This is a genomic window from Rhizobium yanglingense (genome assembly GCF_977109285.1).
The window spans coordinates 1,891,700-1,912,527 of the sequence record NZ_CDSAWY010000005.1; the positions used below are offsets into that span (position 1 = coordinate 1,891,700).

Sequence of the window (20,828 nt, forward strand, 5' to 3'; positions counted from 1 at the left end):
CCGTGATGTCGCTCCAACCCCGTGGTTTGGGGTGATTTTTCCTCTGGTCATTTCCCCACATTGTTCTACTTGGGCTTGCATTGCGCCGGGTATCGGGCAGACCGTTGCGGCCATCGGGGCGAAAGCCCGGCGGACCAGATGGCCGCAACGGTTTTCGATAGAGCGCGATTTCCGTTGCCCTTGATGCCGATTTCGTTTGGCGAAGCCGCAGCCCTCCACTATCTACGTCTCTTCAAAGACTATGCGTGAGGGTGGAATGACGGACGTCACCAAGGAACAAGTTCTCGAAACGCTGAAGACCGTGCGCGGTCCCGATCTCGAACACAATATCGTCGAGCTCGGCATGGTTTCCGATGTCTTCATTGCAGACGGCAAGGTCTATTTCTCGATCACCGTTCCGGCCGAGCGAGCCAAGGAGCTTGAGCCGCTGCGTCTCGCGGCCGAACGCGTCATCAAGGAACTGCCCGGCGTCAAGGGTGCGCTCGTGGCGCTGACCGCCGACAAGAAAGCGGCCCCTGCCTCCGCACCTGCCGCCCGTCCTGCTGCCCATGCAGGGCACGGCCATGAAGGCCATGCGCACGCGCCGCAGCAACAGCCGCCGCGCGCCGGCAAGATCGGCGTTCCAGGCATCAAGTCGATCATCGCGGTTGCTTCCGGCAAGGGTGGCGTCGGCAAGTCGACGACGGCCGTCAATCTCGCGCTCGGCCTACAGGCGAACGGTCTGCGTGTCGGTATTCTCGACGCCGACATCTACGGTCCCTCCATGCCGCGCCTTTTGAAGATTTCCGGCCGGCCGACGCAGGTCGACGGCCGCATCATCAATCCGATGGAGAACTACGGCCTCAAGGTCATGTCGATGGGCTTCCTCGTCGATGAGGAAACTGCGATGATCTGGCGCGGCCCGATGGTGCAATCGGCGCTGCTGCAGATGCTGCGCGAAGTCGCCTGGGGCGAACTCGACGTGCTGGTCGTCGACATGCCGCCCGGTACCGGCGATGCGCAGCTGACGATGGCCCAGCAGGTGCCGCTCGCCGGCGCCGTCATCGTCTCCACGCCGCAGGACCTTGCATTGATCGATGCCCGTAAGGGGCTCAATATGTTCCGCAAGGTGGAGGTCCCGGTTCTCGGTATCGTCGAGAACATGAGCTATTTCATCGCGCCCGATACTGGCACCCGCTACGACATCTTCGGCCATGGCGGCGCGCGCAGGGAGGCCGAGCGCATTGGCGTGACCTTCCTCGGCGAGGTCCCGCTCACGGTGAGTATCCGCGAAACCTCGGATGCCGGCACGCCGCTTGTCGCGTCCGAACCGAACGGCATCGTTGCGGGCATCTATCGCGACATCGCTTCGAAGGTGTGGGAACAACTCGGCGGCCAGCCGCAGCGCCAGGCGCCGGCGATCATTTTCGAATAGCTGTTTCGGCGCGTCGCATACCCCAAATTGTGGGAGAAATGTGGTGATATCGTCCAGTTCACCTAAGATGACTTGATTATTTCACAGCTTTCCGTCATATGGCCCGCCGTCGCCATGATGGCGGTTTCTGCGGATGCTCGATGATGGCCGCCCTTGCTTGAAAAGTTTCGGCCAGCCTGCATGTTCGGAGTTATCTTGTCGATCGAAGGATTGGTGACTGCGATGCGGTTGAGCAGAATGCATGGCCGGGTTCTGACCGGATGCAGCTGGAGTTGTATGAACCTTTTTCCGCGTCCGGTAAGATCGAAGACTATTAGCCTGTACGGCGCCGTGACGGCTGCCATTCCAGTGAAAGGCTCTCGATGAAAAGCGCAGGCATTGCAGGACGTGCCGGCGGCTGGAGCAACACCCGGTGATCACTGCCTATTGTTCAAATTGCAAGTCGGTCGAAATCCGTGACCTATCGCACGCCGCGGAGTTTCCGGACGATGTGGTATGGATCGATCTGCTTGAGCCAACCCGTGAGGAGGAACTCTACGTCGAAAAAATCGTCGGCATCGAGGTTCCGACCCGCGACGATTTGAAGGATATCGAGCCGTCCGCACGCCTCTATACCGAGAATAATGCGGTCTACATGACGGCTTCGCTGGTCTGGAAAGCTGAGACAGAGGCCCCGACGCTGACGGATGTTGCCTTCATCCTCGTTGGGAACCGGTTGATCACCATCCGCTACGCGCATCCGAAATCCTTTGCCCTGTTCATCGCCGCCCTTCATCGCGTGCCGGAAGAGTGGCGCAGCGGTGCCGCTCTCCTTGCCAAGCTGCTCGAGACGATCGCCGACAGGACTGCGGAAATTCTCGAACTCTCGGTCGCCCGCATCGATATCCTTTCGACGCACGTTTTCGGCGACCGCGCCAGAAAGGTTCGCAAGCCTTCGAACTATCTCGAGGTGAAGCTTCGCGATATCGCCGGCCACCACCGCCTTGTCAGCAAGGTGCGCGAGAGCCTCGCCTCGCTCTCACGCCTCATGACCTTCTTCTACACCATCCCCGCAGTTCAGAAGGACCAGGCAACGAAGGAACTGTCGCGCACCGTCTCGCGCGATATCCAGTCGCTGACGGAGCATGCGTCCTACATCGCCGGAAACATCACCTTCCTCCTCGACGCCTCGCTCGGCCTCATCAACATCGAGCAGAACTCGATTATCAAGATCTTCTCGATCGCATCCGTCGTCTTCTTGCCGCCCACCCTTGTCGCATCCATTTATGGCATGAATTTCGAATTCATGCCGGAACTGCACTGGGTCGCGGGCTATCCCTCTTCGCTGGGCCTGATGGTGATGTCCGCCATCATTCCGTTTTTCTTTTTCCGATGGAAAGGCTGGCTCTAAGGAGCCTGTTGTCACTTCATGTCCGACGAAAGCCATTCACACGATCGCCACATGACGCCGCGCAAACTCTTCTATCTTACGCTCGGCTCCGTCGGCGTCGTCTATGGAGATATCGGTACCAGCCCGCTCTACGCATTCCGCGAAGCGCTGAAGCCGGTTGCGCACGATGGGATCACCCGTTTCGAGATCATCAGCCTTATCTCGCTGATGCTCTGGGCACTGACGATCATCGTCACCCTCAAATATGTCCTGCTTCTGCTGCGCGCCGATAACGAAGGCGAGGGCGGCACACTCTCCCTGCTTGCCCTGTTGATGAAGACGGCGAACGGGCACACCGCATTGCTGCTTACACTCGGCATGGCAGGTGCGGCTCTGTTTCTGGGCGACGCGATGATCACGCCGGCGCTGTCGGTTCTGTCTGCCGTTGAAGGCGTTAAGCTCATGGCCCCGAGCCTGTCGGCCTACATCGTGCCGATTTCGGCGGGCATCCTTGTCTTGCTGTTCGTTTTCCAATCGCACGGCACCGGCGCCATGGCCCGTTTTTTCGGACCGATCACAGCGCTCTGGTTCATCGTCATGGCGATTGCCGGCATTTCGCATATCTCCGACGACTACGGGATCTTGGCAGCTTTCAATCCGTATTATGCCGTCAGCTTCCTGCTCCACGAGGGATTCTTCGGCATCGTTGTTCTGGGTGCGGTCTTCCTGACGGTGACCGGCGCCGAAGCGCTTTACGCCGACCTTGGCCATTTCGGCCGCCGCCCGATCCAGTGGGCCTGGTTCGCGCTGGTCTTCCCTGCGCTCGCGCTGAACTATCTCGGCCAGGGCGCACTCGTCCTCGGCAATCCGGAGGCGATGTCCGACCCGTTCTATCTCATGTTCCCGAAGTGGGCGCTGCCTTTTGCCGTCATACTGGCGACGGCTGCAACGATCATCGCCAGCCAGGCGGTCATCACCGGCGCCTTTTCGCTCGTGCGCCAGGGGATCAACCTCGGCTTCCTGCCGCGCATGGAGATCCTCTTCACATCGGAGACCAATACCGGGCAGATTTTCCTGCCGACGGTCAACACAGTACTCTTTCTGGGCGTGATGTTCCTGGTCATCACGTTCCAGACTTCGGAAGCTCTTGCAACGGCTTACGGCATCTCGGTCACCGGCGCGATGGTCGTCACCACAATCATGGCCTTCGAATTCGTGCGAACGCGCTGGAACTGGTCGGCTTCGATCGCAACGATCGTTCTGTTGCCGCTGCTTGTGCTGGAACTGATCTTCCTCGGTGCCAACCTTCTCAAAATCCACGACGGCGGCTATATTCCGATCCTCATCGCCACCGCCTTCATCGTTGTCATGTGGACCTGGCGCCGCGGCACGGCGCTCCTCATGGAAAAGACCCGCCACACGGATATTCCGCTGCCTTCCTTTGTCAGTTCCATCGAGCGCAAGAGCGATCACTCGCCTGCCCATGTGCCGGGCACCGCGATTTTCCTCACCAGCGATCCGGAATCGGCGCCCGCAGCCTTGCTTCACAATCTAAAGCACAACCACGTCCTGCATGACCGCAACGTCATCCTGACGATCCGCACGGTCAACAAGCCGCGCGTTGCAAACTCCGAACGCTACAAGGTCGAGCAGATTTCCGAGCGCTTCTCGCGTGTCGAACTGCTCTTCGGCTTCATGGAAACGCAGAACGTCTCCCAGGCGCTCGCAGCGCTTAGAAAGACCGGGCTGAAGTTCGACATCATGACGACCTCCTTCTATCTCGGCCGGCGCAAGCTGGTGCCGGATGCGAAATCCGGAATGCCTTACTGGCAGGACCGGCTCTATATCGCGCTCGCCAACGCAGCAGCGAACCCCTCCGACTACTTCCGTCTTCCGGCGAACCGCGTAGTCGAACTCGGCTCGCACGTCATCATCTGACACCCTTTCCAAACAATCTTCGCCGCGCGGGGAGAAGACGAAAAACCGCTCACGGATGAATTCTGGGACACCGCATTAACCAAGCATCAAGGTTAATGGGTAATTTTCGTCTGACTGTTGAAGCGTCCCGTGTCCGGAGTCTGGCGTTGCGTCGAAATCGCGTTGTCCGCAGCAAGCTGCGTTTTCTCCCTCAGAGCTGGATTTCACCCGCCATCTTCGGCATTTGCGGGTGGCTTGCATTCCCCACCATCGCATCGCATGCCGATCTTGCCGCCATGCTCGCCGGGCTTGATCAAAGCCGCGACAACTGGCGCATGGTGATGACAAATTCTCCGGCGGGCTCCATTCATCAGGCCGAACTCGCTTTCGCGGATCCGATCGTGACGGGAACGATCGCGGCCGGCGCGGGCATGGTTCTTCCGGATGGCCGCAAGCTTGCCTTTGTCGCGAAAGGCAAGGGCCACGAGGAAACGCCGGACGAAGACCGCGTCAACCGCGGAAGCAAGAAAGGCCGCATCGTCGCCGTCGAGAAGATGCAGCCGCCGAAGGATTTCTCCGCTGGCTCCATTCTCCAGCGCACGCAGCTCCTTTTCCAGCCGAGCTTCGGCATCAAGGACAAGTCCGCCTTCGTGAAGCCGAAGATCATGGGCAAGGAAATCGAGATCGCCACCAATTTCTACAGGAAGCAGCCGGTCATGCCGGAACCCGGCGTTCCGGCGATGCTTGCAGGCCTCGTCACAAGCAACAAGGCCGACGTGCTGGCGACCGCCTATGCGCCGGCAGCCCCGGACTACGCCCGTCAATCGCCCTTCGATTCGATCCTCGCCGATCAGGCAAATGACGGTCGCTTCGTTCCGCAGATCGGCGCGGGCGATCACGCATGGGCGGCGAGCATCCTGCCGGCCAGCGTGTTTTCGGCGCGCGAGCAGCAGTGCCTTGCATCTGGCATCTACTTCGAAGCTCGCGGCGAATCGGTAAAGGGGCAGGCCGCAGTCGCGCAGGTCATCCTCAACCGCGTCAGGAACCCGGCCTACCCGAAAACCATCTGCGGCGTCGTCTACCAGAACGAAGACTGGCGGAACCGCTGCCAGTTTTCCTTTGCCTGCGACAACATCCGCGATCGCGTGAACTCCGAAAATCACTGGCGCGTTGCCCGCGACGTCGCCATGGCGGTCACGGCCGGCAAGATCTGGCTTCCGCAAGTCGGCTCGGCTACACATTATCATGCCGTCTATGTCCGGCCGAAATGGGCAAGGACCATGGAAAAGGTCGGCCGGATCGGCCTGCACGTCTTCTACCGCACCTATGGCGGCGGCTGGAGCTGAAGATATGCCGGTCCGGCAGCGGATTTCCGCGCCGATCATCGGCTTCGAAAGCGGATTCTTTGGCTCGAATTTTCAAGGCGGTGTGAAATTCGGATCAAATCATTGATTCGGAACGATAATTTTATGGCTGGACATAAGCTTCCTACGCCTTGACTATGGTTTCCCCTAAAACTATGTTGCGCGCGACTTCAGAACGGGCCGAAAGGTTTTTAGACCTTGTGTCCGTTGTCCTGAAAACCGGGGTAGCGGGGATCGCGGACAGCGGAAGACGAGGAGGAAGCCATGGCGGATGACCGCGAGGAAAGTCTTGAAAAGCGCCGTGCGCAGCTGGGAGCGAAGCTCAAAGCCAAGCGCATAGATGCGGGAGAGGACGAGGCGAACGAAGCCCGCGCCGAGGTAAGCCGCAAGGGCTATGCTGAGGCGATGAAGCTTTCGAGCGAGTTCATTTCCGCCATCGTCGTCGGTGCCCTTCTTGGCTATCTTTTGGACCGTTTTGTCGGCACGGCGCCTTGGGGGTTGATTGTTCTTCTGCTTCTCGGATTCTGTGCCGGTGTTTTGAACGTTCTTCGTGCTGCAGGCAAGGTTGCAAAACCGGAGCCTGGAGAGGCCGAAAACGGCAAGAAATAGGGCAGGGTGCCAGGCGCTTTGTCCAGTGTGATGATCCCGCAATCGCGGGCCAAAGAAGAGAGAACAAGCGGTGTCTAACGATCCGACCCATCAGTTCCTGATCCAGAAGATTGTGCCGATCGAAATTGGCGGAATTGATTTCTCGTTTACCAACGCTTCTCTCTTCATGGCGGCATCCGCTGCCATTGCCGCAGGCTTCCTTTATTTCTCGACGTCAAACCGCGCGATCGTCCCCGGCCGCTCGCAGTCGGTCGCGGAAATGTCTTACGAATTCATCGCCGGAATGCTGAAGGAAGGCGCAGGAACCAAGGGGATGAAGTTCTTCCCGCTGGTCTTTTCGCTCTTCATGTTCGTGCTGACGGCAAACCTGCTTGGCATGTTCCCGTATTTCTTCACGGTGACGAGCCAGATCATCGTCACCTTCGCCTTGGCGCTGCTCGTCATCGGCACGGTTCTCGTCTACGGCTTCTATAAGCACGGCTTCCATTTCCTGAATGTCTTCGTGCCCTCGGGCGTGCCAGGCATTCTTCTGCCGCTGGTGGTGACGATCGAAATCATCTCCTTCCTGTCCCGCCCCATTTCACTTTCTGTTCGTCTTTTCGCCAATATGCTCGCCGGTCACATCACGCTGAAGGTGTTCGCAGGCTTCGTCGCCTCGCTTGGAGCCCTCGGTGCAGTCGGTGTCGGCGGTGCCGTTCTTCCCCTCATCATGACGGTCGCCCTGACCGGTCTCGAGTTCCTCGTCGCCTTCCTCCAGGCTTACGTCTTTGCGGTGCTGACTTGCATGTACCTCAACGACGCAGTTCACCCGGGTGGCCACTAAGGATACCGACATTGACGTCAAAGGGCGTCAGTCAATTCGCCGCAACAACCATTTCAAAGGAGTTCAACATGGAAGCGGAAGCAGCAAAGTTCATCGGTGCAGGTCTGGCTTGCTTTGGTATGGCCGGTACGGCTCTCGGCCTCGGCAACATCTTCGGCAACTACCTCGCTGGCGCTCTGCGCAACCCGTCTGCTGCTGACAGCCAGTTCGGCCGTCTGGTTTTCGGCTTCGCCGTTACGGAAGCTCTGGGCATCTTCTCGCTGCTCGTCGCTCTCCTTCTGCTCTTCGCCGTCTAATATCGGTGGATTGAGGGATCACGGCTTGCGACCAGCAAGCCGTGATTCTTCGTATTTGCAGTACACCTGGAGGTGAGCATGTTTTTTGTGACCCCGGCCTATGCTCAAGAAGCTCCGGCGGGAACGGCAGAACCGGGTGCAGCGCCCGCCACGGACCCGCATGCCGCTCCGGCGCCCGGCGAGGTCCATACCGAGACCGGCGTTCCCGGTGGCGAGCATGGCGGCGGTGTTTTCCCGCCTTTCGATTCGTCGACTTACGCATCCCAGCTTCTGTGGCTGGCGATCACCTTCGCCGTTTTCTTCTTGCTCATGCAAAAGGTCATTACGCCGCGCATCGGCGGTATCCTCGAGCAGCGCCATAAGCGAATCTCGCAGGATCTCGACGAGGCAAGCCGCCTGAAGGCGGAAGCCGATGCGGACGTTGCAGCCTATGAAGCTGAACTCACTGCGGCCCGCGCCAAGTCGAACTCGATCGGCTCTGCCGCGCGCGACGCCGCCAAGGCCAAGGCCGAAGAAGATCGCCGCGCCGTCGAAGCCAGCCTGTCCGAGAAGCTGAAAGCTGCCGAGGGCCGCATCGCCGACATCAAGGCGAAGGCATTTGCAGACGTCGGCACGATTGCCGAGGAAACGGCCGCTGCCGTTATCGAACAGCTGATCGGTGGCACAACCGCCAAGACCGACGTTGCCGCTGCTGTCGCAGCCGCCAAGAAGGAGGCTTGATCGATGGAACTTGATGCAACTTTCTTCGCCTTTGTCGGCCTGGTCCTGTTCCTGGCCCTCGTCGTCTATCTGAAGGTTCCGGGCATGATGGCAAAGTCGCTCGACGACCGCGCCGACCAGATCCGCAACGAGCTGGCCGAAGCCAAGCGTCTGCGCGAAGAGGCTCAGCATCTGCTGGCCGAATACCAGCGCAAGCGCAAGGAAGCGGAAGCGGAGGCTGCGCATATCGTCGCCGCTGCCGAGCGCGAAGCCGAGATGCTGACTGCCGAGGCGAAGAAGAAGACGGAAGAGTTCGTCGCCAACCGCACGGCCCTTTCGGAACAGAAGATCAAGCAGGCGGAGGCCGATGCGATGAAAGCCGTCCGTTCGGCTGCCGTCGATCTGGCGATCAGCGCGGCCGAAACGGTTCTCGCCAAGAAGGCCGACGGCAAGGTCCAGACCGACCTCTTCAAGGGTGCCGTCGGCGAAGTGAAGACGCGCTTGAACTGAGCGTTCTTTCATGTTGATCTGGAAAGGCCCCGGCAACGGGGCTTTTTTATTGGCAGCGGTGCGGCTGCCGGAGGGTTGCTGATGCTGAAGGACGAGGCAGGTTCCGGACCGATCTTGCGTGACGGGCTTGTATGGCGCGCCACGCGTCCATGGACTGCGAATGTGCATTCTCTCTTTGGGCACCTGAAGCAGTGTGGCTTCGCTTCAGCGCCGCGATCGGCAGGCTATGATGAGAATTTCGAGCGCGTGACTTTTATTGAGGGCGAGTGCGGCGACCTCGATAGTGTCCAAATGCGCTTGGACACGGTACTGACTTCTGCGGCGCGATTGCTGCGCATCTACCACGATTGCTCGACATCCTTTAAAGGGGCCGCTGAAGGCGCCTGGCAGCATGAGCCGAAGCCGCCGTTTGAAGTCATCTGTCACGGCGATTTTGCACCGTACAACGTCGTCATGCGCGACGGCAAAGCGATAGGCATCATCGATTTCGAAGCGGCACATCCCGGTCCAAGGCTCTGGGATATCGCCTATGCTGTCTATCGATGGGCGCCGCTGTCGAGACATATCGCGGTAGAGAGCATTGTCACGATAGAAGAGCAGATCAACCGGGCGCGGGACTTCCTCGACGCTTACGGCTTGCCAGCCGATGAACGCGCTGCTTTGCCCGATCTTGTGATCGAGCGTTTGAAGGGGCTTGTCGCTTTCATGGAAGCGGAAGCGGCGCGGGGGATCGGAAAAATACCGCAAGGATATCGAAGATGGCCATCATCGGCTTTTTCGCGATGACATCGGCTACATCCGCGTTCACCGGGATCAAATCGCGGCCGGGATCATGGCCAAATGATTGAGCCGGCAGCACGCCGAAGCGGTGAATCCTGCCACAAAGCCGCCGCTCGATTGCCGGCAGATCGCCTTCCTATTGCCGCACCGAAAACGCCTGAGAGTCGCATTGTCGCCGGATCGTTCCTCAACCCTAACCGACGGCCAAGGCAGTATGTCGCCGTCCACGCGCCACCACAGAGGAATGAATATGATCACTCGTTATACCCCTGTTGCATCGTTGACCGCTGCAGCTCTCAGCTTGATGTTTTTCAGCAACCCCGCGTCCGCACAGCAGGCAGCTCCAGCGCAGCAACCGGTTCAAGCGCAACCAGAAGGCAAAGGCGGGCCGGCCGTCAGCGATCAGAAAATCGAGGCCTTTGCGGTCGCCTATCTCCAGGTTGACCAGGTTAGGCAGGAATACTCGGCCAAGATCGGAGCAACACAGGACACGGCAGCGAAGCAACAGCTGCAGACTGAAGCCAGTAAGCAAATGGTTCAGGCCGTGGAAGCCTCTCCAGGCATCTCGCTCGATGAGTACAACTCAATTCTAACCGCCGCGCAGAACGATCCGGCGCTCGTCAAGAGAGTTCAGGACAAGCTCCAGGAATCTGCGCCCGCGCAGCCGGCGCCCGCGACGCAGCAGTAAGCTGTGCGCCGGGACTGCACTTCAAGTGGTGCTGTTCTGGTTTCCATCGAAGCGGTCTGAATGACCGCTTCAATCATCACGTGGGAACGCAAGATGCTGCTTCTATGAAGGGCAGTATAGAGTTCGATCTCATGGAAGTTCGGTCTCATGGACAGGTCTGCAGCGGCAGCAGTTACTCTTCCAGCATTTCGTCCATCGTGGCGCCTTCGGTGCCGTTCTTCTTCAACGGCCGGAAGCTCATGCGGTGAAGCGAGCAGGGGCCATGCCGCTCGATGCCGGCGCGATGCTGCGCCGTGCCATAACCCACATGCGCGGCAAAGCCGTAATCGGGGAAGACGGCATCTGCACGGGCCATCATCCGGTCGCGGGTCACCTTGGCAACGATAGAGGCGGCGGCGATCGAGACCGAGCGCGCATCGCCCTTGACCACCGCTTGGCCCGGGCACTCCAGCCCCGGCGGCACGTCGAGGCCATCGGTCAGCACATAGCTTGCAGGGATGGCAAGGCCGCAGATTGCCCGGCGCATGGCGTCGAGGCTCGCCTTGCGGATATCCGTGAGGTCGATGTGTGTGGAACTCGACGATGCGATGGAAACCGTCGCGGTAGCGAGGATTTGGGCGAAAAGTTGTTCGCGCCGTTGCGCCGAGAGCTGCTTGGAATCGTTCAGCCCGTCCGGGATACGCCTGGGATCAAGAATGACAGCAGCGGCGACGACAGGTCCGGCCAGAGGGCCACGCCCTGCCTCATCGGCGCCAGCGACCGGCCAGTGACCGGCCTTGCGTGCCTTCAGTTCCAGCTTGAAGTCCGGTACGAGCGGCACCTCGTCGAAAAGCAGAGGAGAATCGGGTGACGTGCGAGGTTTCATGCGGCTGAACCTCGCACGCCAACCCGATTTCCTGCAAGCCCCCGGATCAGGGCGGCGCACCGGGGGCTCAGGCCGCGAAACGGGCAGGGGAGCCGTTTGCGGGCGGCAAGAGGCCAGGGCGGCGGCCTCCTGCGGGGTAACTCGTTATGGCATTCGCCGGGCGGTCTCAGGGAACACCTGCGTGCGGACGGGCTGCTAAAGTAGCGAAAGCTGCACGCCGCTGCCATCCGGCGGCACGAAAAGATCGTCGCGAAGCGGCATGCTGCGCCTTGTCATGCCGAGCCGTTTCGTCGCCATCTCGAAGCGGCGGGCGAGCTGCCAGGCATAGGGGCCGGCGCCTTTCATGCGCTTGCCGAATTCGGCGTCGTAGTCCTTGCCGCCGCGCATCGAGCGGACCAGCGACATCACGTGCCGGTAGCGATCCGGATAGTTCTGCAGCAGCCAGTCGCGGAAGAGCGGAGCGACTTCCAGCGGCAGGCGCAGGATCACGTAGCCCGCCTCCAGCGCACCGGCAACCTTTGCCGCGTCGAGAATGCGTTCCAGCTCGTGGTCGTTCAGCGCGGGGATCATCGGAGCGGCCATCACCGAGGTCGGGATGCCCGCCTCTGTCAGGGCCTGGATCGCCTCCAGCCGGCGCGGCGGCGTTGCGGCGCGCGGTTCCATCGCACGAGCGAGCTTGCGGTCGAGCGTGGTCACCGAAAGCGCGGCACGCACAAGGCTCTTGGCTGCCATCTCCTGCAGGATATCGATATCGCGCAGGATCAGCGCCGACTTGGTGACGATCGAGACCGGATGGTTCGCCTTGTTCAGCACTTCGAGGATCTGCCGCATGATACGCCATTCCTTCTCGATCGGCTGGTAGGGATCGGTATTGGTTCCGATGGCGATGACCCGCGGCTTGTAGCCGGGCTTCGCAAGCTCGCGCTCCAAAAGCTTGGCCGCATCCGGCTTGGCAAACAGCCTGGCTTCGAAATCGAGGCCTGCCGAAAGCCCCATATAGGCGTGCGTCGGCCGGGCGAAGCAGTAGATGCAGCCGTGTTCGCAGCCGCGATAGGGATTGATCGAACGATCGAACGGAACGTCCGGCGACTCGTTGCGGGTAATCGCCGTGCGCGGCTTTTCGATCTGCACTTCGGTCTTGAAGGGGGGCAGTTCTTCCAGCGTCTGCCAGCCGTCGTCGACAGGCCTCGCGGTGCATCGGCTCGAAGCGCCCGCTCGGGGTTCAGTCCAGCCGCGCGGCCGCGGCGCCGGTCGCCCTCGATGCGAAGGCCGGAAGAGGCGATCAACGCTTCGGCAACATCCGCCGTATTGGCAGGCGCAAACGCAGCCTGCCCTGCAAGGGACTGTTCGTTCATTCGATTCTCCCGCGACAAGGCCATTGCCTTCGTCCGTCTTGATGATTAAATTCCTATCGAGAAAAAGAGAACAATGCAAGAACAAAATGAGGAAAGTCACGCTGGCAAAGTTTTGTGCGGCGCTTTATAAATAGGCAATGTTGACGGTTGTTCTGGAATGCCAGGATCAGGAACCTGAGCTGGCGCAGACTTTATCGGTGCTGGTGGCGGGTGCAGTCGAAGGGCTCGTAAGCGACGTGGTCGTGCTCGATCACGGCTCGCGCGATGGTACATCCAGGGTAGCGGACGCGGCTGGGTGCCGGTTCCATTCGCAATGGGATATCAAGGATGTATTGCGCTCGGCCCGCGGCGAGTGGCTACTTTTCGTCGAACCTGGCGCCCGGCCGCAGACTGGTTGGATAGACGAGATCGCCGAATACGTCGCCCTCAACAAAGTTCCGGCGCGTTTCACCGCCTCGCGCGGATACAGGCGCCCGTTTTTCCAGCGTGTGGGCCGGTCGCTGCCGCCGCTGGAACTCGGCCTTCTCCTGTCGAAGAAACACGCGATTGCCGCCGCAAGAAGCGGAATGCGCCTTTCCGAATTTGCCAAGGGGCAGAAGCTGCGCAAGCTTTCCAGCGAACTGATTCCCTCCTGGGTCGCCCGCGCCGCACGATAGCGCGCAAACTTTTCAGCACTCGCGCTAAAGATGGCGCCCGATAAGTTTTCGCGCTATAATTCAGCCATGGCGCCGCCCGAGCGCCCCCGCTTCTTGGCGGCCGACCATGCAATGCCGACAGACGGCAGAACAGGTCACAGCGGAAGTCTCCTCTTCTGCCGGGTTTCCGGCGAAAGGAGGTGCGTCATGAAACGCAATATGATCCGCGGCCTGCTGGCCGTCATATTGACGACATTGGTGATCGCGCATCCGCATTCGGCAGCATCGCAGATGATGCGCAGTTGCGCAGGCCGATCCGAGGTCGTCGAGTTCCTGGACAAGAACTTTGCCGAGAAGCTCACCGCGGTCGGACTGATCAATCAGAACGCCGTTCTTGAGGTCTATGCCGCCAAGAGCGGCACCTGGACACTCATCATAACGGATGTTCACGGGGTCAGTTGCTTCCTGCTGTCGGGTGATAGCTGGGAAACGATACCCACTCTGCCGGGCTTGGACAGCATAGTAAAACGCAGGCTGCTGCCATGGCGCACCCGGGCAGCAGCGCGCCTTTTACTTCCCCATGCCGCGTTTCATGTGCTCGTCGAGCCGCGGCATGATCTCCACGAAATTGCAGGGCATGTGGCGGTAGTCGAGCTGCGCCTTCAAGATGCCGTCCCAGGCGTCCTTGCAGGCGCCGGGCGAGCCCGGGAGCACGAAGATGAAGGTAGCCTTGGCAACCCCTGCCGTTGCCCGCGATTGGATCGTCGACGTGCCGATCTTGTCGTAGGAGACGCGGTGGAAGACCGCCGAGAAGCCGTCCATGCGCTTCTCGAACAGCGGCTCCAGCGCCTCGGGCGTGACGTCGCGGCCGGTCAAGCCAGTGCCGCCGGTGGTGATCACGACGTCGATGCCGTGAGTTCCCGTCCAGGCGTTGACCTGGGCTGCGATGGCCACCTTGTCGTCGCGCACGATGGCGCGGTCCATCAGCTTGTGGCCGGCCTCGGCGATCCGCGCCACAAGCGTGTCGCCGGATTTGTCGTTCTCCAGCGTGCGCGTGTCCGAAACCGTCAGCACGGCGATGCCGACGGGAATGAACGGCCGCTGTTCGTCGATACCTGTCATCACCTGTCTCCCGAAAGCGTTTCCGTCGCCTGGAAATACCAGTCCGGCCGTTCTCTGTGAAGCATTGCCGCGGCCGCTCCGGCTGTTTCAATCGAGCCGAAGATGCCGAAACAGGTTGCGCCGGAGCCGGACATGCGGACAAGTCTTGCGCCTGCGTCCTTCAATGCGGCCGACACATCTTCGATCTCGGGAACAAGCTTGCGGGCAGGCGGCTCGAGATCGTTCCGGTTGGCCCCGATCGCCGCCAGCCAGTCGCTGCCCCGCAAGGCAAGCGGCGGGTTGTTCTTCGCTGTCAGCAGCCGGAATATCTCGGGCGTCGAGACCGCCTTCAGCGGATTGGCCAGCACGATCGCAAAAGAGGGCAAGGCAACGGGCTCGATCTGTTCGCCAATCCCGCGCGCAATCAGCGGCCGGTTCACAAGGCACATGGGAACGTCGGCGCCAAGTCTGAGAGCGATCGCTGACAGCCTCCCGCCGGGCAGGCGGAGGCTCCAAAGCCGCATGAGGCCGCGAAGGGCGGCTGCCGCATCCGCGGAACCGCCGCCGATACCAGAGGCGATCGGAAGGTTCTTTTCGAGATGGATATGGACCGGCGGTGCATGGTCGCCCTGCGCCAGCGCTGCCTGGCGAAGCATGTCGCGCGCCTTGAGCACCAGATTGCTGCGGGAATCGATGTCGAGAGCGGGGCCGAACCGTCCGCTGATCGTGAATTCGTCCGATGGCGAAGCGGCAAAGCCCAGCCTGTCGCCGTGGCCGGCAAAGGTCACCAGCATGTCCAGCAGATGATAGCCGTCGGCTTTCTGGCCCGTCACGTGCAGGGCAAGATTGATCTTAGCAAGAGCATCTTCGGTAACCGCGAAGCCGCCGCTCATGCCCGCATCATGCATGGGTTGTCAGGACTTCTTGTCGGCCGGCGGCGGCGTAACAGGCACCGGATCCGGCTGCTTCTTGTCGGCCGCCTTGGCGTCGTCGTTGTCCGCCGTCAGACCATTCGCGATCTTGTCCTTGATTCTTCGGAATCTCGGTCTCTTCCGGTGCCGAACTGAGCGCCCGGTTCCACTGATAAACGGCCTCGAGCTTGCGTCCGACGCGCCAGTAAGCGTCGCCCAGATGGTCGTTGATCGTCGCATCACCGGCCTTGATCTCGGCGGCCTTTTCCAGTTCGGCAACGGCATCGTCGTAACGGTTCAGGCGGTAATAGGCCCAGCCGAGCGAGTCGATGATGTAGCCGTCGTCCGGACGAAGGTCGACGGCCTTCTTGATCATCGTCAGGCCCTCGTCGAGGTTGCGGTTCATGTCGATCCATGAATAGCCAAGATAGTTCAGAACCTGCGGCTGATCCGGATTGAGGTCGAGCGCCTTGCGGAAGTTCGGCTCGGCCTGGTCCCACTTCTTCAGGCGCTCATAGGCGATTCCGCGCTGGAAGAAGACGGTCCAGTCGGCGCGGCGCGGCAGCGGGCCGATCACCTCCACCGCCTTGTCGTAATTCGCCGCCATTTCCGCATAGTCCTTGGCGTCGGAAAGCACGCTGCCATAGGCGAGATAGGAGCGGACGTCCTTCGGGTCAGAAACGATCAGCGCCTTGAGGTGTTTGCGTGCCTCGTCGGTCTTGCCGCCCTGTGCCAGGGCAAGGCCGAGCTGAAGCTCCGAGATGCGTCGCATCGGCGAGTTTTCCGGCACGCGCCTGTAGAATTCGATGGCGCGGTCCGTCTGTTCCTGTTTTTCAGCAATGCCGCCGAGAAGGACCAGCGTATCGGCGCTGTTCGGGTCAAGCGTATTGGCCGTCTGCAGATAGAGCGAGACGATGTCTTCGGCGCCGTCGCGGTTCAACGCGCTGCCGATGGAGAAAAGCACGGCGGCAGCGCCCTGCGCGGCGTTGCGCACCTGCTGTTCCGGCTTTTCGCCCTTCTCGATGCTCTGGCGCAGCGCATTCAGCGGCGCATAGTTCGGCAGCATGTTATCACCGACCGAGATCGCGTCGAGCGCCTTCTGCTTGTTGCCCTGGGATGCTTCGAGGCGGGCAAGCGCCATGACAGCGCGCATGAAGGTGTCGGGTGCGGTCGCGCCGCCATCCTTGTCCAGCACTGCATCGTTCAGATGTCTGCGCGCGGCCGCCACGTTGCCGGTTACAATCGCAATTGCGCCCGCATGATAGTTCTGGAAGATGCCGAACCATTCCGGGCCCTTCATCTTCTCGACCATCGATAGAGCTTCCTTGTTGCGGCCGGCGCCGGCGCGCGCCCAGGCGAGCAAAAGGTCGTTCATCATGCGGTCGAGGTCGTTCGGGCCGTCATATTTCAGGATCGCTTCAGCGGTCTTGAACTCGCCGCGGCGCATCGCGTCCATGCTGCGCACGACGGTGGTGATGCGCTCGACGGAAGGATCCTTCTTCAGGTCGTTGGCATATTTCACGCCATCTTCGATATTGCCGTTCAAAAGCAGCGAGATCATCAGGCGCTGGCGGATCTCCGGGTTGCCAGGCTCGATCTGGAGGGCTTTCTTGTAGAGCTCGATCGCCGTCTTGTAGTCATGATCGACATCAGCCGTGCGGGCAGCGAGAAATGCGCCTGCAAAAGTACCGACCGTATCCGGGTCGAAGATCACGTTCTTGCTGGCATCGTCCGTCTTGGTCGCTTCTTCGGCATTCACGCCGCCAAGCGCGCCGAGCGAAATGACCGCTGCAAGGGCTGCGCTCGAAAGAAGACGGATGGCATATCTCTGCCGCATTAGAAAACCTTTCATCAGGGCAGCCGATTTATCCGGCCGGCTGCGAAATCAGTTAAAAGACTGATTCACAATAGGATGGCTTTTTTGAAGCGGCCCTGCAAGAAAATCAGCCCGCGATCAAGGACCTTTGATCAGTTGACCCGCTCGATGCAGAAATCGATCACTTCCATGAGGGCCGATTTCCAGGCCGTTTCGGGGAGCGGCGCCAGCGCGTCGCGGGCGATCGTGCCGTAATGAACGGCCCGCGAGATCGTGTCGTTCAGCGTGCCGTATTTGGTGATCAGGCCGAGGGCCTTTTCCAGGTTGGCATCGGTGCTGTTGCCGCCTTCGATCGCATCGCGCCAGAAGGCGCGCTCGTCCTGCGTTCCGCGGCGATAGGCGAGGATGACGGGAAGGGTGATCTTGCCTTCGCGGAAGTCGTCGCCGACATTCTTGCCGAGATCCGCAGCCTTGCCGCCGTAATCCAGCGCGTCATCGACAAGCTGGAAGGCGAGGCCGAGATTCATGCCGTAGGATTTCAGCGCATTGCGGCCTGATTTGCCGGCGTCTGCGACGATCGGGCCGACTTCGGCAGCAGCGGCAAAGAGTGCTGCCGTCTTGGCCCGGATAACGGAAAGATAGTCGTCCTCCGTCGTCTCCATGTTCTTGGCGACCGAAAGCTGCAGCACTTCCCCTTCGGCAATGACGCAGGCGGCGGACGAAAGGACATCGAGCGCATCGAGTGAGCCGACATCCACCATCATGCGGAAGGCCTGGCCAAGCAGGAAATCGCCAACGAGAACGCTCGCCTGGTTGCCCCAGATCGTGCGCGCCGTTGATTTGCCGCGGCGTAGATCGCTTTCGTCGACGACGTCGTCATGCAGCAGCGTTGCCGTGTGCATGAACTCGACGCTGGTCGCCAGCTTGACATGGTTTTCGCCTCGATAGTCGAAGAGACAGGCTGATGCGAGCGTCAGCATCGGGCGCAGGCGCTTGCCGCCGGAAGAGATCAGGTGATTTGCGACCTCCGGAATCATCTGCACGTCGGAACCGGCCTTCGAAAGAATAAGCTGGTTGACCCGCTCCATGTCCGCCCGTGTCAAATCGACCAGCGGCTTGACGGATGCCAGTTTGTTTTTGCTTTCTTCAAGCGGTATGACCACGCCCAACGACCCGGACTCCTGTTCATTCTTTGGAATTGACAATAGAAAGGGGCGATTGAAGCGGCAAGGGGTGAATTGTCGCGCAACACAGAATTGAAAGGGAATTGACCGCAAATGCATGAACTTATCCGCGCCAATGACCCTGTTTTATTGTCCTATGCGCAGAGTCTTCTGAAGGATGCGGGAATTCACTGCTTTGTCGCGGATCAGGATATGAGCATTCTCGAGGGCTCGCTCGGCATGCTGCCGCGCCGTCTGCTCGTCGAGGAGGAGCGAGCCGATCAGGCCCGCCGCATCCTCACGGATGCCGGTCTCGCCGGCGAATTGCGTATCGCGAAATAATGTGGCCATGAACGGCGCTTCCGACACGATCGATGCCTTCCATCGCGGCGGCTTTTACATCGTCCAGCCGAAGGGCAGGGGGCACCGTTCGGGCATGGATGCCATGCTGCTCGCAGCACTCGTTGCCGATGACCGTGCGATCAAGGTTGCCGATCTTGGCGCCGGCGCCGGTGCCGCCGGACTGGCCGTGGTCTGCCGGCTGCAGAAGGCGCAGGCCGTGCTTTTCGAACGCTCTTCGGAAATGGCCGATTATGCCCGGCGAAGCATTGCCTTGCCGGAAAACGCCCATCTGGCAGGCCGCGTTTCGGTCGTCCAGGCGGATGTGACGCTCACGGCAAAGGCGCGCAACGACGCGGGCCTTGCCGACGAGGTCTTCCATCATGTCATCATGAACCCGCCTTTCAACGACGCGGCTGACCGGCGAACGCCGGATGTGCTGAAGGCTGAAGCGCATGCGATGACGGATGGTCTTTTCGAAAGGTGGATTCGTACCGCCGGCGCGATCATGATCCCCGGCGGGCAATTGTCGCTGATTGCGCGGCCCGAATCCATCGCCGACATCATCACCGGCTGCGGCAGGCGCTTCGGCGGCATCGAGATTACCGCCATCCATCCGCGCAAAGGTGAGAATGCCGTCCGCATCCTGGTGACGGCGATCAAGGGGTCGCGGGCGCGGCTTTCATTGCGCGCACCCCTGATCATGCACGAAGAAGGAACGCATAAGTTCTCCCCCTTCGTCGACGATCTGAACAATGGCCGCGCGGCCTATGCAAGGCTTAGCCGGTCACGAAGTCGATAAGCAGCTTGATGTTCAATCCGGCGATCACGACTGCTATCACATAGGCAATAGTGCTCAGCCAGCGCGGCGCGACGAGCTCGCCCATCTTCGCCTTGCTGGCGGTGAACATCACCAGCGGGAAGACGGCGAAGGAAAGCTGCAGGCTGAGCACGACCTGCGTCAGGATCAGCAATTGTGCCGTGCCCTGGTTGCCGTACCAGATCGTCACGATCGCCGCGGGCACGATTGCGATGGCGCGGGTGATCAGACGGCGCACCCATGGCTGAAGCTTGATCTTCAGGAAGCCTTCCATGACGATCTGGCCCGCAAGCGTCGCCGTCACGGTCGAATTCAGGCCGCAACAGAGCAGGGCGATGCCGAAAAGCGTGGGTGCGATCGCAAGCCCGAGCAGCGGTGACAACAGCGAGTGCGCCTCGCCGAGTTCGACGATGTCCGTCCGGCCGTGGGCGTTGAATGCGGCTGCGGCCAGGATCAGGATCGAGGCGTTGATCAACAGCGCAAAGCAGAGCGCAAAGGTCGAGTTGATCGTCGCATAGGTCAGCGCTTCCCGCTTTTCCGGCACGGTGTGGCCGTAGGCGCGGGTCTGCACGATGCCGGAATGCAGATAGAGATTATGTGGCATGACCGTCGCGCCGAGAATGCCGAGCGCCAAATAGAGCATTTCCGGGTTGCTGACGATTTCCGTCGTCGGGAAGAAGCCCGTGATGACGGCGCCCCACTGCGGGTCGGCGAGAACGATCTGTACGCCGAAGCACAGCGCAATGACGCCGAGAAGCGTGATGATGAACGCTTCGATCCAGCGGAAGCCGAGCTTTTGCAGATAGAGGATAAGGAAAACGTCGAGCGCCGTAATCAGCACGCCGAGTTCCAGCGGAACGCCGAAGATCAGGTTGAGGCCGATTGCCGTGCCGATCACCTCGGCAATGTCCGTCGCGATGATTGCGATTTCCGCAAAGGCCCAGAGCGGTACGGAAACGAATTTCGGGAAGGCGTCCCGGCAGGCCTGCGCCAGATCGCGGCCAGAAGCAATGGCAAGCCGGGCGCAAAGCGATTGCAGCACGATCGCCATGAGGTTCGAAAGCAGCGCCACAGTCAGCAGTGCGTAGCCGAATTTCGAGCCGCCGGCGAGCGAGGTCGCCCAGTTTCCGGGATCCATATAGCCGACCGCGACCATGTAGCCAGGGCCAGCAAAGGCGGCGATCCGTCGGAGTTTCGATCCCGGGCGGCCCGTGCCGATCGTGCGATAAACGTCTGAAAGCGAGGCTTCCTCGCGGTCGTGCCGCCAGCCGCCTTTTGGAGTACGATTTAAAACATCCATATGATTACCGCTTTTGGGACCAATGCCCCGCACTATGCCCGATTAGAATGATAA

19 protein-coding genes and 3 pseudogenes are annotated in these 20,828 nt (G+C 60.6%); 15 read left to right on the plus strand and 7 right to left on the minus strand.

Going from position 1 to position 20,828, the window contains the following annotated elements:
• Positions 1–256 precede the first annotated feature (256 nt).
• The 11 genes from apbC (at position 257) to ACW4PC_RS19190 (ending at position 10,469) form a co-directional block, all read left to right on the plus strand.
• Complete coding sequence (gene apbC, locus ACW4PC_RS19140) at positions 257–1,414, plus strand: iron-sulfur cluster carrier protein ApbC (RefSeq protein ID WP_074066838.1); 1,158 nt, start codon at positions 257–259, stop codon at positions 1,412–1,414.
• A 412-nt stretch (positions 1,415–1,826) separates the two neighbouring features.
• On the plus strand, positions 1,827–2,804 hold the full coding sequence (locus ACW4PC_RS19145) for a magnesium transporter CorA family protein (RefSeq protein ID WP_455874814.1): 978 nt from the start codon (positions 1,827–1,829) through the stop codon (positions 2,802–2,804).
• Positions 2,805–2,822: 18 nt separating this feature from the next.
• Complete coding sequence (locus ACW4PC_RS19150; RefSeq protein ID WP_455874815.1) at positions 2,823–4,721, plus strand: potassium transporter Kup; 1,899 nt, start codon at positions 2,823–2,825, stop codon at positions 4,719–4,721.
• A gap of 146 nt (positions 4,722–4,867) precedes the next feature.
• Positions 4,868–6,046 carry a cell wall hydrolase gene (locus tag ACW4PC_RS19155; protein WP_455874816.1) on the plus strand — a complete coding sequence of 393 codons (1,179 nt, stop codon included), beginning with the start codon at positions 4,868–4,870 and terminating at the stop codon, positions 6,044–6,046.
• Between the two features lie 282 nt (positions 6,047–6,328).
• Positions 6,329–6,673 (plus strand): AtpZ/AtpI family protein, encoded by a 345-nt coding sequence (locus tag ACW4PC_RS19160; RefSeq protein WP_074066842.1) that lies wholly within the window; start codon positions 6,329–6,331, stop codon positions 6,671–6,673.
• Between the two features lie 70 nt (positions 6,674–6,743).
• Positions 6,744–7,496, plus strand: coding sequence for a F0F1 ATP synthase subunit A (locus ACW4PC_RS19165; RefSeq protein WP_455874817.1), 753 nt, complete (start codon positions 6,744–6,746; stop codon positions 7,494–7,496).
• A 68-nt stretch (positions 7,497–7,564) separates the two neighbouring features.
• Positions 7,565–7,792: a F0F1 ATP synthase subunit C gene (locus ACW4PC_RS19170; protein WP_027507791.1), complete on the plus strand. Its 228-nt coding sequence runs from the start codon at positions 7,565–7,567 to the stop codon at positions 7,790–7,792.
• Between the two features lie 78 nt (positions 7,793–7,870).
• Positions 7,871–8,512, plus strand: coding sequence for a F0F1 ATP synthase subunit B (locus ACW4PC_RS19175; protein WP_455874818.1), 642 nt, complete (start codon positions 7,871–7,873; stop codon positions 8,510–8,512).
• Between the two features lie 3 nt (positions 8,513–8,515).
• On the plus strand, positions 8,516–9,001 hold the full coding sequence (locus ACW4PC_RS19180; RefSeq protein ID WP_455874819.1) for a F0F1 ATP synthase subunit B: 486 nt from the start codon (positions 8,516–8,518) through the stop codon (positions 8,999–9,001).
• Between the two features lie 81 nt (positions 9,002–9,082).
• Positions 9,083–9,787: a phosphotransferase gene (locus tag ACW4PC_RS19185; protein ID WP_455874820.1), complete on the plus strand. Its 705-nt coding sequence runs from the start codon at positions 9,083–9,085 to the stop codon at positions 9,785–9,787.
• 244 nt (positions 9,788–10,031) lie between these two features.
• Complete coding sequence (locus ACW4PC_RS19190) at positions 10,032–10,469, plus strand: DUF4168 domain-containing protein (RefSeq protein WP_455874821.1); 438 nt, start codon at positions 10,032–10,034, stop codon at positions 10,467–10,469.
• Between the two features lie 172 nt (positions 10,470–10,641).
• Here ACW4PC_RS19190 and ACW4PC_RS19195 read toward each other — a convergent pair whose 3' ends face one another.
• Positions 10,642–11,334, minus strand: a complete 693-nt coding sequence (locus ACW4PC_RS19195) for a ribonuclease HII (protein WP_455874822.1) — start codon at positions 11,332–11,334, stop codon at positions 10,642–10,644.
• A gap of 195 nt (positions 11,335–11,529) precedes the next feature.
• Positions 11,530–12,689: pseudogene (locus tag ACW4PC_RS19200) on the minus strand (PA0069 family radical SAM protein).
• Between the two features lie 137 nt (positions 12,690–12,826).
• Between ACW4PC_RS19200 and ACW4PC_RS19205 the strand changes: the two are divergent.
• The gene (locus ACW4PC_RS19205; RefSeq protein WP_133936788.1) at positions 12,827–13,345 is read left to right on the plus strand and encodes a glycosyl transferase; all 519 of its coding nucleotides are present in this window, start codon (positions 12,827–12,829) and stop codon (positions 13,343–13,345) included.
• 186 nt (positions 13,346–13,531) lie between these two features.
• Positions 13,532–13,837 (plus strand): annotated as a pseudogene (locus tag ACW4PC_RS19210) (hypothetical protein); the annotation flags it as partial.
• A 57-nt stretch (positions 13,838–13,894) separates the two neighbouring features.
• Here the strand turns inward: ACW4PC_RS19210 and moaB are convergent.
• The 4 genes and pseudogenes from moaB to ACW4PC_RS19230 form a co-directional block, all read right to left on the minus strand.
• Positions 13,895–14,446, minus strand: coding sequence for a molybdenum cofactor biosynthesis protein B (gene moaB, locus ACW4PC_RS19215; RefSeq protein ID WP_455874823.1), 552 nt, complete (start codon positions 14,444–14,446; stop codon positions 13,895–13,897).
• Complete coding sequence (locus tag ACW4PC_RS19220; protein WP_455874824.1) at positions 14,446–15,333, minus strand: 4-(cytidine 5'-diphospho)-2-C-methyl-D-erythritol kinase; 888 nt, start codon at positions 15,331–15,333, stop codon at positions 14,446–14,448. The genes moaB and ACW4PC_RS19220 overlap by 1 nt, the downstream gene beginning before the upstream one ends.
• Before the next feature lie 6 nt (positions 15,334–15,339).
• Positions 15,340–17,173: pseudogene (locus ACW4PC_RS19225) on the minus strand (tetratricopeptide repeat protein).
• 131 nt (positions 17,174–17,304) lie between these two features.
• Positions 17,305–18,321 (minus strand): polyprenyl synthetase family protein, encoded by a 1,017-nt coding sequence (locus ACW4PC_RS19230; RefSeq protein ID WP_455874825.1) that lies wholly within the window; start codon positions 18,319–18,321, stop codon positions 17,305–17,307.
• Between the two features lie 108 nt (positions 18,322–18,429).
• Between ACW4PC_RS19230 and ACW4PC_RS19235 the strand changes: the two genes are divergently transcribed.
• Both ACW4PC_RS19235 and ACW4PC_RS19240 read left to right on the plus strand, forming a co-directional pair.
• A complete protein-coding gene (locus ACW4PC_RS19235) occupies positions 18,430–18,657 on the plus strand; it encodes a putative signal transducing protein (protein ID WP_028739850.1) in 228 nt (75 codons plus the stop codon).
• Between the two features lie 7 nt (positions 18,658–18,664).
• Entirely contained in the window at positions 18,665–19,456 is a 792-nt protein-coding gene (locus ACW4PC_RS19240; RefSeq protein WP_455874826.1) for a tRNA1(Val) (adenine(37)-N6)-methyltransferase, read from the plus strand.
• Here the strand turns inward: ACW4PC_RS19240 and ACW4PC_RS19245 are convergent.
• Complete coding sequence (locus ACW4PC_RS19245) at positions 19,434–20,774, minus strand: Nramp family divalent metal transporter (RefSeq protein ID WP_455874827.1); 1,341 nt, start codon at positions 20,772–20,774, stop codon at positions 19,434–19,436. The genes ACW4PC_RS19240 and ACW4PC_RS19245 overlap by 23 nt on opposite strands.
• Between the last annotated feature and the right edge of the window lie 54 nt (positions 20,775–20,828).